This window comes from Prauserella alba, from assembly GCF_024171735.1.
GTDB classification, from domain to species: Bacteria; Actinomycetota; Actinomycetes; order Mycobacteriales; family Pseudonocardiaceae; genus Prauserella; species Prauserella alba.
The window spans coordinates 1,311,956-1,325,513 of the sequence record NZ_JAMTCH010000003.1 but is presented as its reverse complement, the minus strand read 5'-3'; the positions used below and the strand labels follow the sequence as shown (position 1 = coordinate 1,325,513).

The 13,558-nt window shown below is 70.2% G+C and carries 13 protein-coding genes; 7 read left to right on the top strand and 6 right to left on the bottom strand.

The features are described 5' to 3' along the window. Nucleotides 1-73 precede the first annotated feature (73 nt). Complete coding sequence (locus tag LY12_RS06015) at nt 74-1,753, top strand: fumarate hydratase (RefSeq protein ID WP_253853820.1); 1,680 nt, start codon at nt 74-76, stop codon at nt 1,751-1,753. 72 nt (nt 1,754-1,825) lie between these two features. Here LY12_RS06015 and LY12_RS06010 read toward each other — a convergent pair whose 3' ends face one another. Beyond that, the gene (locus LY12_RS06010) at nt 1,826-2,263 is read right to left on the bottom strand and encodes an SRPBCC family protein (RefSeq protein WP_253853818.1); all 438 of its coding nucleotides are present in this window, start codon (nt 2,261-2,263) and stop codon (nt 1,826-1,828) included. Nucleotides 2,264-2,303: 40 nt separating this feature from the next. Further along, on the bottom strand, nt 2,304-2,756 hold the full coding sequence (locus tag LY12_RS06005) for a hypothetical protein (protein ID WP_253853816.1): 453 nt from the start codon (nt 2,754-2,756) through the stop codon (nt 2,304-2,306). A gap of 41 nt (nt 2,757-2,797) precedes the next feature. On the opposite strand from LY12_RS06005, the gene LY12_RS06000 reads away from it, so the two are divergent. Next, on the top strand, nt 2,798-4,033 hold the full coding sequence (locus LY12_RS06000; protein ID WP_253853814.1) for an APC family permease: 1,236 nt from the start codon (nt 2,798-2,800) through the stop codon (nt 4,031-4,033). Here LY12_RS06000 and LY12_RS05995 read toward each other — a convergent pair. Then, nucleotides 4,011-5,120 carry an NAD(P)H-dependent flavin oxidoreductase gene (locus tag LY12_RS05995; protein WP_253853812.1) on the bottom strand — a complete coding sequence of 370 codons (1,110 nt, stop codon included), beginning with the start codon at nt 5,118-5,120 and terminating at the stop codon, nt 4,011-4,013. The two genes, LY12_RS06000 and LY12_RS05995, sit on opposite strands and share 23 nt — an antisense overlap. Before the next feature lie 99 nt (nt 5,121-5,219). Then, nucleotides 5,220-6,836 carry an acyl-CoA synthetase gene (locus LY12_RS05990; protein ID WP_253853810.1) on the bottom strand — a complete coding sequence of 539 codons (1,617 nt, stop codon included), beginning with the start codon at nt 6,834-6,836 and terminating at the stop codon, nt 5,220-5,222. A gap of 158 nt (nt 6,837-6,994) precedes the next feature. On the opposite strand from LY12_RS05990, the gene LY12_RS05985 reads away from it, so the two are divergent. After that, entirely contained in the window at nt 6,995-7,783 is a 789-nt protein-coding gene (locus LY12_RS05985) for a crotonase/enoyl-CoA hydratase family protein (RefSeq protein ID WP_253853807.1), read from the top strand. A gap of 87 nt (nt 7,784-7,870) precedes the next feature. Here LY12_RS05985 and LY12_RS05980 read toward each other — a convergent pair whose 3' ends face one another. Continuing rightward, the gene (locus tag LY12_RS05980) at nt 7,871-8,188 is read right to left on the bottom strand and encodes an antibiotic biosynthesis monooxygenase family protein (protein ID WP_253853805.1); all 318 of its coding nucleotides are present in this window, start codon (nt 8,186-8,188) and stop codon (nt 7,871-7,873) included. A 12-nt stretch (nt 8,189-8,200) separates the two neighbouring features. Here LY12_RS05980 and LY12_RS05975 point away from each other — a divergent pair, with 12 nt between their 5' ends. After that, complete coding sequence (locus LY12_RS05975; RefSeq protein ID WP_253853803.1) at nt 8,201-8,476, top strand: SRPBCC family protein; 276 nt, start codon at nt 8,201-8,203, stop codon at nt 8,474-8,476. A gap of 130 nt (nt 8,477-8,606) precedes the next feature. Here LY12_RS05975 and LY12_RS05970 read toward each other — a convergent pair whose 3' ends face one another. After that, on the bottom strand, nt 8,607-10,199 hold the full coding sequence (locus tag LY12_RS05970; RefSeq protein WP_253853801.1) for an acyl-CoA synthetase: 1,593 nt from the start codon (nt 10,197-10,199) through the stop codon (nt 8,607-8,609). Nucleotides 10,200-10,329: 130 nt separating this feature from the next. Here LY12_RS05970 and LY12_RS05965 point away from each other — a divergent pair, with 130 nt between their 5' ends. The 3 genes from LY12_RS05965 to LY12_RS05955 are packed head-to-tail and all read left to right on the top strand — an operon-like array spanning nt 10,330 to nt 13,546. Beyond that, on the top strand, nt 10,330-11,319 hold the full coding sequence (locus tag LY12_RS05965) for a Zn-ribbon domain-containing OB-fold protein (RefSeq protein WP_253854941.1): 990 nt from the start codon (nt 10,330-10,332) through the stop codon (nt 11,317-11,319). Nucleotides 11,320-11,329: 10 nt separating this feature from the next. Next, nucleotides 11,330-12,382, top strand: coding sequence for a thiolase family protein (locus LY12_RS05960; RefSeq protein ID WP_253853800.1), 1,053 nt, complete (start codon nt 11,330-11,332; stop codon nt 12,380-12,382). A 3-nt stretch (nt 12,383-12,385) separates the two neighbouring features. Then, nucleotides 12,386-13,546, top strand: a complete 1,161-nt coding sequence (locus LY12_RS05955; protein WP_253853799.1) for a thiolase family protein — start codon at nt 12,386-12,388, stop codon at nt 13,544-13,546. The last annotated feature ends 12 nt before the right edge of the window (nt 13,547-13,558 follow it).

The window sequence follows — 13,558 nt, the reverse complement described above, 5'->3', positions numbered from 1 at the left end:
CGGGCGTTGTACTGTCGGCTCGTTTCGTCAGTAACCGCCCTTTTACCGACTGCGTGCGAGGCGAGCAGCTACCGTGACCTCTTCCACTCCCCCATTCGAGTACACCGACGTTCTCCCCAAGGGTCAGGACACCGAGACCGAGTACCGGCTGGTCACCTCCGACGGTGTGTCGGTCGTCGAGGCGGCCGGGCGCAGGTTCCTCGAGGTGTCGCAGGAGGCGCTGACCACGCTCGCGCGGACCGCGATCACCGACATCCAGCACCTGCTCCGCACGTCGCACCTGCAGCAGCTGCGCTCCATCGTCGACGACCCGGAGGCCAGCGGCAACGACCGGTTCGTCGCCATGGACCTGCTGCGCAACGCCGCGATCTCCGCGGGCGGCGTGCTGCCGATGTGCCAGGACACCGGCACCGCGATCACGATCGGCAAGCGCACCGAGGGCGTGCTCACCGGCGGCGCCGACGAGGAGGCGATCTCGCGCGGCATCTTCGAGGCCTACCGTGACCTCAACCTGCGGTACTCGCAGATGGCGCCGGTGAACTTCTGGGAGGAGCGCAACACCGGCACGAACCTGCCCGCCCAGATCGAGCTGTACCACAAGGACGGCACCGACCCCGCCGACGGAACCGACCCCTCGTACGAGTTCCTGTTCATGGCCAAGGGCGGTGGCAGCGCCAACAAGACCTTCCTCTACCAGGAGACGAAGGCCGTCCTGAACCCGAAGCGGCTCGCCAAGTTCCTCGACGAGAAGCTGCGCGGGCTCGGCACCGCGGCCTGCCCGCCGTATCACCTCGCGATCGTCGTGGGCGGCATGTCGGCCGAGTACAACCTCAAGGTCGCCAAGCTGGCCTCGGCCCGCGACCTGGACACGCTGCCGACGGAGGGGTCGCCGCTCGGCCACGGCTTCCGCGACACCGATCTCGAAGAGCAGGTCCTGGAGATGACGCGGCAGTTCGGCATCGGCGCGCAGTTCGGGGGCAAGTACTTCTGCCACGACGTGCGCGTCATCCGCCTGCCCCGGCACGGCGCGTCGTGCCCGGTGGGCATCGCGGTGTCCTGTTCGGCGGACCGGCAGGCCAAAGCCAAGATCACGGCCGACGGGGTGTTCATCGAGCAGCTGGAACGCGACCCGGCCCGTTTCCTTCCGGAGGTCACCGACGAGGACCTCTCGGACGAGGTCGTGCCCGTGGATCTGAACCGGCCGATGGACGAGATCCGCGAGCAGCTCTCGCAGCTGCCGGTCAAGACCCGGCTGAGCCTGACCGGTCCGCTGGTCGTGGCGCGCGACATCGCGCACTCCAAGATCGCCGAGCGGCTCGAGGCCGGCGAGGAGATGCCGCAGTACCTGCGCGACCACCCGGTGTACTACGCGGGCCCGGCCAAGACGCCGGACGGTTACGCGTCCGGATCGTTCGGGCCGACCACGGCCGGGCGCATGGACTCCTACGTCAGCCAGTTCCAGGCCGCAGGCGGTTCGATGGTCATGCTGGCGAAGGGCAACCGGTCCAAGCAGGTCACCGAGTCGTGCCGGCAGCAGGGCGGCTTCTACCTCGGTTCGATCGGCGGCCCCGCCGCGCGGCTCGCCCAGGACTGCATCACCAGCGTCGAGGTACTGGAGTATGCCGAGCTCGGCATGGAGGCGGTCTGGAAGATCGAGGTGGAGGACTTCCCCGCGTTCATCGTGATCGACGACAAGGGGGGCGACTTCTTCGCCGAGACCTCCGAGCCGGTGCTGCAGATCTCGTTCCGCTGACCCGGCCGCCACGGACCGGTTTCCGGTGCCGGCCCGGCCGCGCCCCGATGCGGCCGGGCCGGCACCGCAGCGTCACCGTTCGCCGAAATGGCTCGCGAGACGTTCGAGGGTCTTGCGGATGGCGGCCTCGTTCTTGCGCGGGATCGGGGACCGGTCCAGCAGCATCGGGATTCGCGCCGGTGCCCAGTCGAACGTCTCGGTGACGTCGGTCGTGCCGTCGTCGTTCGGCGCCAGCTCCCATCGCCACCGGTGGCCGTTGAAGTGGCGCCAGGCGATGAGCCGGTCCTGGTCGAACTCGACGACCTTGTTCGTGATGCGGTACTTCGCGCCCAGTTTCATGTCCATCGCGAACCGGGATCCGAGTTCGAGCCGTTCCGGGTTGCCGCCGCGGGCACCTCGGACGGTGCCGGACCCGTCCAGGATCGCATGTTTCTCCGGGTCGGTGAGCAGGGCGAAGATCTCCGGCGCGCTCGCGGGAATCGTGCGGGTGATGCTGACCTGTCGTGTCATACGCCCACGGTAGCGCTAACCTACTCGCCGGTAGACTCAGCTACTCCTTGCGTTTCGTGTGTTCGAGCACAAGCGTGCGCTCGCCCAACGGCTGGTCGAGCTCAACGGTCACCGGTGGATAGCGAATGTCCATCGTGCACATCATCTTGCCGGCGGGCTCGGTCTCGACCAGCAGCACGGTCACGGTGTCGGTGCTCTGGCCGGTCACTTCGGCACTGGCCTCGCCGCAGCCCCCTTCTTGAGCCGTGATGGTCAGCGAGGTGTCGGCGGCCTCGGCCTCCCGGGGAAAGCCGTCCGGCAGCCCACCCGCGTTGAGCTGGGACGCGGGCACCGGGCCGTTCTTGGCCTCGTGTTCGGCGGGCTGTTTCTTGAACTGCTCCGACGCCGACTCGGCAGGGCCGCCGCCCGCGTCCTGTTCGGCGGGCGGCTGACCGCACGCCGACAACACGAGCACGCCTGCGAGGACGCCGAGGGTCGTCTGTTTCCATCTCATGTTCGTCTGGACGTAACCGGGAGCCCGGTAGGTTGCATCCGATGACAGCGGATCGGCTCGCACGCAGACTGGGCACCCCGCAGGCCGTCGTGGTGGGCCTGAGCGCGATGGTCGGCGCGGGCGTGTACACGGCGTTCGCACCGGCGGCGGCCGCCGCGGGCGGGGCGTTGCCCGTCGCGTTGCTCCTGGCTGCCGCGGTCGCCTACTGCAATGCCACGTCCTCGGCCCGCCTCGCCGCGCGCTACCCGGAATCGGGTGGGACGTATGTGTACGGCCGCGAGCGGCTCGGGCCGTTCTGGGGGTACCTCGCCGGGTGGGGTTTCGTCGTCGGCAAGACGGCCAGCTGCGCCGCGATGACGCTGACCGTGGTCGCCTACGCCGCACCCGGGCTCGGCCAGCCGTGGCGTGGCGTGCTCGCCGTGGCGGTGGTCGCGGCGATCACGACGCTGGACTACCGCGGGGTGCACCGGTCCACGCGCGCCGCCGCCGTGCTGGTGACCGTGAGCCTGCTGGCACTGGCCACGGCGGTCGTGGCCGCGCTCACCGCGGGCGATCCGCAGGCGAGCGGGCTCGATCCGGCCGCCGGTGCCGGTCCGTGGGGCGTACTGGAGGCGGCGGGGCTGCTGTTCTTCGCGTTCGCCGGGTACGCGCGGGTCGCCACGCTCGGCGAAGAGGTCCGCGACCCGGAGCGCACGATCCCGCGTGCCGTGACGTGGGCGCTCGGGCTCGTGCTCGCGGTCTACGCCCTCGTCGCACTCGCGCTGCTGGCGACGCTGGGGCCCGCCGGGATCGCGAGTGCCGAGGATCCGGTGGCCGCCGCCGTCGCCGCGACCGGGCTGAGCGGACTCGTCCCCGTCGTCCGCGTGGGTGCCGTGCTCGCTGCACTGGGGGCGCTGCTGGCGCTGATACTCGGTGTGTCCCGGACCGTGCTGGCCATGGCGCGCGACCATCACCTGCCCCACGGCCTCGCGGCGGTGCATCCACGGTTCGGTGTACCGCACCGCGCGGAGGTAGGGGTCGGCGTGGTCGTCGCGGTGCTGGCGGCCACCGTCGACCTGCGCGAGGCCATCGGATTCTCGTCGCTGGCCGTGCTCGTCTACTACGCGATCGCCAACGCGAGCGCGTTCACGCTCGGCTACAGGCTCGTTCCCGTCGCCGGATTCGCAGGCTGCCTGCTGCTCGCCGCGAACCTTCCGGCCACATCGGTCCTCAGTGGACTCGTCGTGCTGACACTGGGCGCGCTCGCCTACACGCTCAGGCGCCGTCGATCCCGTTGAGCCGCTGCACGGCACCGGAGAAGCCCGATGTGAGGTCGGCGACGACGTCGGCGACGGGGCGGACCTCGTTCATCCGGCCGACGATCTGCCCGACGGGCATGGACACGACCGACGGGTCGGACGAGGCGTGGATGCGGTTGTGGGCGGGTGCCACGAGCAGGTTCTGCAACGGCATCGGCAGCGGCTGCGGAGCGTCCGGCTGCGACCACGCCTCCGTCCAGCGCGTCTTCAGCAGCCGCGCCGGCTTGCCCGTGTAGATCCGCGTCCGCACGGTGTCGGCCGAGGTCGCCGCCAGCAGCGCCTGCTGCATCGGCTCCGAGGACGGCATCGTCTCCAGGTACTCGCGGGTGCCGAGCCAGATCGAACCGGTCCACACCCCCGCCGCGCCCAGCGCCAGCGCCGCCGCGGCCTGCCTGCCCGAGCCGATCCCGCCGGCAGCCAGGACCGGGGCACGGTCGCCGACGGCGTCGACGATCTCCGGCAACAGCACCATCGAAGCGATCTCGCCGGTGTGCCCGCCGGCCTCGTGGCCCTGTGCCACGACGAAGTCCACGCCGTTGTCGACGTGCCGCACCGCGTGCTCGGCCTTGCCTGCGAGCGCCGCCACCGGCACGCCCGCGTCGTGGGCCTGCGCGATCACGTCGGGCGGCGGCGAGCCGAGCGCGTTGGCGATCAGCGCGATCGGATGTTCGAGCGCCACCTCGACGTGCGAGCGCGCCACCGAGTGCAGCCAGCCCAGCACGCCGTCGCGCCCTTCTCCTTCGGGCAGTTCCGGCACGCCCAGCTGCGCCAACGTGCGGTCGACGAACTCCCGGTGCTCCTCCGGGATCAGCGTCTCGGGGTCGACGCCCTTGACCTCGTCGGGCACCTTCGCGGGCATCACGACGTCCACTCCGTACGGCTTGCCGTCGGTGTTGGCGTCCATCCACCCGAGCACCTTGTCGAGCTCGTCGGCGTCGTTGAACCGCACGCAGCCGAGCACGCCGAGCCCGCCGGCACGGCTGATCGCCGCGGCGACGTGTTCGGACGGGGTGAAGCCGATGATCGGCACGTCGATGCCGAGGGTGTCGCACAGGGACGTGCGCATCGCAGATCCTCCTAGACTGGGGTTGCCGGCCGGACGGGGCGCAGCGCCGGGCCACGGTGCACCGCGTGGTGCCGGGCGGCCCGGGACGTGATCGCCGGCTCAGGCCGCCGATTTCTCGGTGTCGGGCGCGTGGGCTTCGGCGTGACGCAGCGCCCACTGGTAGTCGGGCTTGCCACTGGGGAGCCGTTCGACCCGCGGCACGAGCCACACGCTGCGCGGCACCTTGTATCCCGCGACCGCGCCTCGCACGTGCTCCTCCAGCGTGGCCAGGTCCAGCTGCGCACCCGGCCGCGATTCGACGACGGCGCCCACGCGCTGGCCCATGCGCTCGTCGGGCACACCGATCACGAGCGCGTCGAACACGTCGGGATGCGATTTGAGCGCGCCTTCGACCTCTTCGGGGAACACCTTCTCCCCGCCGGTGTTCACGCACTGCGACCCGCGCCCGAGCAGCGTGACCGTGCCGTCCTCCTCGTAGCGGGCGTAGTCGCCGGGCACCACGTAGCGCGCTCCCCCGGCCTCGACGAAGATCGTCTCGCTCTTGGCGGGGTCCTTGTAGTAGCCGAGCGGCACGTGCCCCCGCCTGGCGATCCGCCCGACGGCGCCCGGCTCGGCGGCCACGACGGTGTCGTCGTCGTCCAGCAACACGGCGTCCTTGCCGAAGTTGACCCGAGGCCCCGCCGAGTGATCGTCCTCGCGGCCCATCATGCCGATGCCCGTGAACCCGCTCTCCGAGGAGCCGATCGCGTCGGTGAGCACGAGGTTCGGAAACTCGGCGAGATACTCCTGCTTCACGGACTGGGAGAACAGTGCCGCGTGACTGGAGACGGCCACGATCGACGATGCGTCGTACGAACCGGCGCGGTAGGCGTCCAGCAGCGGGCGCCCCATGGCGTCGCCGACGATCGTGACCACGTTGACCCGGTGCCGTTCGATCGCCCGCCAGACCTCGTCCGCCTCGAACTGCGGCACGAACACCACCGTGCCGCACGCGAATAACGCGCCGAACGCCGCCCACTGCGCCGCGCCGTGGATCAGCGGTGCCGCGGGCAGCCGAACCATGGCACCGTCGCGGCCCTGTTCGGCGAGGGCCCACTCGTCGGGCACGTACTCGCCGGTGATGAAGTCGATACCGCCGCCCAGTGCCCGGAAGACGTCCTCGTGGCGCCACATGACGCCCTTCGGATAGCCGGTCGTGCCGCCGGTGTAGAGGATGTAGAGGTCGTCGCCGCTGCGCTGCGGGAAGTCACGCTCCGGTGAGCCGCCTGCGACCGCGTCCTCGTACCGGACCGCGCCGGCCACGGCCTCGGCGTCGGTGCCGTCCTCAATGACGAAAACGTGTTTCAGTCTCGGCAGCGAGGGCAGGACCGCTGCGACACGGTCGGAGTACTGCCGCTCGTACATCAGCGCCACGACGTCGCCGTTGTCGAGCAGGTAGCTCAGCTCGGCCTCGACGTAACGGTAGTTGACGTTGATCGCGATGGCGCGGAGCTTGTACGCCGCGAACATCGTCTCGATCATTTCCAGGGAGTTTCGGGAGTACACGCCGATGTGATCACCCTTGCCGACCCCGATGGACGCCAGGTGGTGTGCGAGCCGGTTGGCGCGCTCGTCCAGTTCGGTGTAGGTCAGGCTCCGGTCACCACAGACGACCGCGGTGCGATCGCCCGCGACGTCGACGGCGTGCTCCAGCAGGTCTGCGATGTTGAAGGCCACGACGAACAAACTAGAACATGTTATTGTTTCGGGCAATGGTGAAGTTCCGCGGGATCAGACCCCGCGAACCCCGCGGCCGGGCGTCGCACCGGCCCGGCCACTCCCGCGGCGGCCGCACGCACCGGCACCGCATCTCCCCGACGGGCGAAAGGACCCACATGACCGAGGCGCACGCTCTGGTGGAACAACGCGGGCACACCCTCGTGGTGACGCTGAACCGGCCGGAAGCGCGCAACGCGCTCACGGCCGACATGCTCGCGATCATGACCGAGGCATGGGACCGGGTCGACGAGGACGCCGAGATCCGCAGCTGCGTGCTGACCGGTGCGGGCGGCACGTTCTGTGCGGGCGCCGACCTCAAGGCGATGAACAGCAACCGGCCCTCGGACTCGTTCGACAAGGGCACGTTCGACCCGAGCCGCATGGACGGTCTACTCAAAGGCCGCAGGCTGACCAAACCGCTCATCGCCGCCGTCGAAGGGCCCGCGATCGCGGGCGGCACCGAGATCCTGCAGGGCACCGACATCCGGATCGCGGGCGAGAGCGCGAAGTTCGGCGTCTCCGAGGCGCGCTGGGGACTGTTCCCACTCGGCGGGTCGGCGGTGCGGCTGCCGCGCCAGATCCCCTACACGGTCGCCGCGGAGATCCTGCTGACCGGCAGGCACATCGCCGCCGCCGAGGCACGCGACATCGGACTGATCGGGCGGGTCGTCCCCGACGGCGACGCCCTGGACACGGCGCTGGAGATCGCCGACACGATCGCCGCGAACGGTCCGCTTGCCGTACAAGCCATCCTGCGCACGATGCGTGACACCGAGGGGATGCACGAGGAGGAGGCCTTCACACTGGAGTCCCAGTACGGCGTGGGCGTGTTCGCCAGCGAGGACGCCAAGGAGGGCCCGCGCGCCTTCGCCGAGAAACGCACCCCGAACTTCCGCGCCCGCTGACACCGACAAGCCCCCAGGGGCACTTTGGTTGCACTCAATGCGACCAAAGTGCCCCTGGGGGCAGTCCGTCGGTCTCCCCGGACAGGGTCAGCGGGGCAGGTCGACGTAGTTGGCCACGTCGGCTTCGATACCCGCGTCGCGGAAGAATTCGGCGGGCCGAAACCCGTCGGCGCGGTGGAGCTCGTCGACGGCGGCCTTCGCACCGGCCAGCGCGTCCTCCGAGGCCCACCGGACCACGGTGACGGCGTTGAACCGGCCGGGGCCCGAGTGCTGTTCGAGCAGCATGTCGTCCAGAAACCCCGGCTGCTGCCGCAGCACGGCGTGCGTACTCCGGACCCGCTCCCAGAATCGCTCCCGGGCCGCCTCCGGTACCGCGATGGGTTCGAGGACGACGCCGGCCCGCAAGCCGTCACCATCGTGGAGTGCGAGGAACCCGCACGGTTGGTCGTCGACCTGCCCAGCCCCGAGGACACCTGGCGACTGCAGCTCTCGCTGACTACAAACGACGACGGCTCCACCACCCTGGTCTTCATCCAACGCCTCGCCGAACCCTACGACGCCACCGGCGTCGGACCCGGCTGGCACTACTACCTCGACCGGCTCGGCGCCGTCATCGCCCACGCCTCCGTCAACCAGGATTGGGACACCGACTACTACCCCGCCCTCAGCGACGCTTACCCGCTGCCCGACTAGAACCCGAGCTACGGTCGGCTCCGCTCGCCGCGGGGTGGCGTTCGCACATCCGGTGTGGCCGGCGCTGGGAGGCCTGGGCCGCGCGTGAGAGTAACCAGCACACCCGGGAAGTACTCGGTATCCGGAGACCTCAGATGGCGCGGTCGCGTCCCTCCCAGTACGGATCGCGCAGGCGCCGCTTGTACAGCTTGCCGTTGGGGTCACGCGGCAGGCTGTCGCGGTAGTCGACACTCTTCGGCAGTTTGAACTTCGCCAATCGGCCGCGGGCGTGGTCGAGGAGTTCCTCGGTGAGCGCGGCCGAGCCCTCGACTCCCTCGGCGGGCTGCACGACCGCCTTGATCTCCTCGCCCCAGTCGTCGTGCGGCACGCCGAACACCGCGACGTCGGCGACCTTGGGATGCACGGCCAGCTCGCCTTCGATCTCGGCGGGATAGATGTTCACCCCACCGGAGATGATCATGTCGCTCTTGCGGTCGTGCAGGTACAGATAGCCGTCCTCGTCGAGGTGGCCGACGTCGCCCAGGGTGAACAGCTCACCGACCTTCGCCCGCTCGGTCTTGTCCCGGTCGTTGTGGTATTCGAACCGCGAGCCGCCCATCTGCAGGTAGACCGACCCCGGCTCCCCCGCGGGCAGTTCGTTGCCGTCGTCGTCGAGGATCTTGACCGTGGAGTTCGGCCACGGCCTGCCGACCGAGCCGGGCTTGCGCAACCACTCGGCGCCGCTGATGACGGTGCCGCCACCCTCGGTCGCCGCGTAGTACTCGGTGACCACCGGTCCCCACCAGTCGAGCATCCGCCGTTTGACCTCGTCCGGGCACGGAGCGGCGCCGTGGATCATCACGCGCAGCGACGACACGTCGTAGCGCAGGCGGGTCTCGTCAGGCAGTGCGAGCAGCCTGCGGAACTGGGTGGGCACCATGTGACTGTGGGTCACGCGGTGGCGTTCGATGAGCCGCAGCATCTCCTCGGGGTCCCACCGGTCCATCAGCACCGCCGGATGCCCGAGCTGGATGGAGATCGCGACGAAGTTCAGCACCGCCGTGTGGTACAGCGGAGAACCGCACAGGTGCACGTGCCCGTCGAACGGCTCGATGCCGAAGATGGCGAAGAAGCCGCGGTTGGCGGGCGACACCTCGTCCGGATCGGCACCGGTCAGCGGACGCCGCACACCCTTCGGCCTGCCCGTCGTGCCGGACGTGTAGAGCATCGGCGAACCCGCCGTGCGCCGTGAGGGCCTGCCGTCCCCCTCGCCGGCACCGAGTTCCTCGATGCGGCGGAATCCGTCGACGGAGCCCACGGCGAACCGGCCGCGGGTGCCGAGACCCGCCTCGTCGGCGGCGGCGACGGCCGTGTCGGCGAACCGCTCGTGCACCAACAAGGCCTTCGCCCCGGAGTCGGTGATCAGGTACGCCACCTCGGCCCCGGTCAGGTGCCAGTTCGCCATCACGACGTACAGGCCGGACTGGATCGCCGCGAAGTAGGCGGCCACGAGTTCGATCCCGTTCGGCTGCAGCACCACGACGGCGTCCCCGGGCTCCAGACCGAGCGCCTGCAGGCCGCGCGCGTACGTGTTCGCCTTGGCCGCCAGCTGCCCGTAGGTGACCTCGGTGCCGTCGGGGTCAACGGCGGCGATCAGCTCCGGACGTTCGGCGGCGATGTTCCACAGGCCGACGGTCTCGGCGGGGTGGTCGGTCGCGGGGCGCGCAGCATTCGTCGAGGTCATACTCGCAAATCTAGAACTCGTTCCACATTTGGGCAACCCTGCCCGGCGCCTCATCGGACCGGGTTGCCGAGGATATCGAGAACGTGTTTCACTTTCTTGCGTGACTGCTGTCGAATCCGAATCAGCCGAGATACCAGAGCAGCCGTTGTCCGCACCGCTCGACATCGGCTTCGACTACACCCGTTCGGTCGGCCCCGTGCTCGGGCGGTTCATGACCGCGCTCGCGCAGCGCCGGATTCTCGGCGCCCGCGGCTCCGACGGCCGGGTCCACGTGCCCCCGGTCGAATACGACCCCGACACCGCCGAACCGACGGGCGAACTGGTCGACGTCGCCGCCGAGGGCACGGTCGTGTCGTGGTCGTGGGTCACCGACCCGCTGCCCGGCCAACCGGTACAGCGGCCGTTCGCCTGGGCGCTCGTCCGCCTCGACGGGGCCGACACGGCCATGCTCCACGCACTCGACACCGGCGGCGACCCCACATCCGTCCACACCGGACAACGCGTCCGCGTCCGATGGGCCGACGAACCCGTAGGCCACATCCGCGACATCGCCTACTTCGTCCCCGTGGCCGACCCGCCCACCGACCCGGCGCCGACGGCCCCCGCTCCCCCGGCGGCCGACACCGGCGCCGACGACAACACGGTCGACACCGTCGTCACCCCGGTGCACCTGAACTACACGCATTCGGCCTCCCTCGAAGAGAGCCGGTACCTCAGGGCCCTCGCCGACGGCCGGCTGCTCGGCCAGCGCTGCCCGGCCTGCCGCAAGATCTACATCCCGCCGCGCGGCGCGTGCCCCACGTGCGGGGTGCCGACGACCGACGAGGCCGAACTGCCCGACACCGGCATCGTGACGACGTTCTGCATCGTCAACGTGCCGTTCCTGGGCCAGCGCATCGCACCGCCGTACGTCGGGGCCTACATCCTGCTCGACGGCGCCGACATCCCCTTCCTGCACCTCGTGCTCGGCTGCGAGGCCTCCGAGGTGCGCATGGGCATGCGCGTGCGCGCCGCATGGAAACCCCGTGAGGAATGGTCGACGAGCCTCGAGAACATCGCGCACTTCGAACCCACGGGCGAAGCCGACGCGCCGTACGCGTCGTACGCCGACCACCTGTAGAGAGGCAGTCATGACGGAAGTCGCGGTGGTCGCGTTCGCGCAGGCACCCAACGTGCGGCGGACCCACGGCACCACCAACGGCGTCGAGATGCTCGTGCCGATCTTCGACGAGGTCTACACCCGGACCGGACTGTCCAAGACCGACATCGGGTTCTGGTGTTCCGGATCCTCGGACTACCTGGCGGGGCGGGCGTTCTCGTTCATCTCGGCGGTCGACGCGATCGGCGCCTTCCCGCCGATCCACGAGTCGCACGTGGAGATGGACGCGGCATGGGCGCTGTACGAGGCGTGGCTGAAGATCCGCATGGGCGAGGTCGACACCGCGCTGGTCTACGGATTCGGCAAGTCGTCGGCGGGTGAGCTGCGGCGCGTGCTGTCGTTGCAGCTCGACCCGTACACGGTCGCCCCGCTGTGGCCCGACTCGGTGAGCATCGCCGCGCTGCAGGCCCGGCTGGGGCTGGAATCCGGCCGGTGGACCGAACAGGACCTCGCCGAGGTCGCGGCGCGCAACAGGCGGGACGCCGCGGGCAATCCCCGTGCCCAGTTCGGCGGTGAGACCGACGTGGCGGCCCTGCTCGAATCCACGCCGATAGCCGATCCGTTGCGCCGCCACGACATCGCCCCCGTCACCGACGGTGCCGCGGTCATCGTGCTCGCCGCGGCCGACCGGGCCCGCGACCTGGCCGACCGGCCGGCCGTCATCAGCGGTATCGATCACCGCATCGACACCCCGTCCCTCGGCGCCCGCGACCTCACCACTTCGCCCTCGACCCGCCTCGCGGGTGATGCGGTCGGCACCGACGGGGTCGAGGTCGCCGAGCTCCACGCACCGTTCACCCACCAGGAACTCATCGTGCGCCACGAACTCGGACTCGGCGACGCCGTACGGATCAACCCGTCCGGCGGCACCCTCACCGGCAACCCGATGTTCTCGGCCGGGCTCGCCCGGATCGGCGAGGCCGCACAGCGCATCCTCGACGGCGACGCCACCCGCACCCTCGGTCACGCCACGAGTGGTCCCGCGCTGCAACAGAACCTGGTCACCGTCCTGGAGAGGGGCTGACACATGGCCAAGCAACGCGCCGCCGTCCTCGGCACCGGGCAGACGCACCACCGCAGCAAACGCACCGACGTGTCGATGCCAGGACTGCTCCGCGAAGCCGTGGACCGCGCGATGGTCGACGCCGACGTCGGCTGGTCCGACATCGACGCCGTCGTGGTGGGCAAGGCGCCGGACCTGTTCGAAGGCGTCATGATGCCCGAACTGTTCCTCGCCGACGCACTCGGCGCGAACGGCAAACCACTGCTCCGGGTGCACACCGCGGGCTCGGTCGGCGGATCGACCGCGCTCGTGGCTGCGAGTCTCGTACAGTCCGGAGTGCACCGCCGCGTGCTGACCGTGGCGTTCGAGAAGCAGTCCGAGTCCAACGCGATGTGGGCACTGTCCATCCGGGTGCCGTTCACGATGCCGGTAGGCGCAGGCGCGGGCGGATACTTCGCCCCGCACGTGCGCTCCTACCTGCGCCGGTCGGGCGCTCCGGAGCACGTCGGGGCGATCGTCGCGGCGAAGGACCGGCGGAACGGGGCGTTGAACCCGCACGCACATCTGCGGCAGTCCGAGATCACGGTCGAATCCGTGCAGGCCTCGCAGATGCTGTGGGACCCGATCCGCTACGACGAGACGTGCCCGTCGTCCGACGGTGCCTGCGCAATGGTGATCGGCGACGAACGGGCCGGCGACGACTCCCCGGCGCCCGCCTGGATCCAAGCCACCGCCATGCGCACCGAACCGACCACGTTCGCCGGCCGCGACCAGGTCAACCCGCAGGCGGGCAGGGACGCGGCCACCGAGCTGTGGCGCCAGGCCGGCATCACCGACCCGCTGTCCCAGGTGGACACCGCGGAGATCTACGTGCCGTTCTCCTGGTTCGAGCCCATGTGGCTGGAGAATCTCGGCTTCGCCCCCGACGGCGAGGGCTGGAAGCTCACCGAGTCCGGCGAGACCGCACTCGGGGGCAGACTGCCGGTCAACCCGTCCGGCGGGGTGCTCTCGTCCAATCCGATCGGAGCGTCCGGCATGCTCCGGTTCTCCGAGGCGGCCAAGCAGGTGATGGGCCGCGCGGGCGAGTATCAGGTCGACGATGCCCGCACGGCGATGGGCCACGCCTACGGCGGCGGCTCGCAGTATTTCTCCATGTGGCTGGTCGGCGCCGACAAACCGGCCTGACGGTCGCGGCGT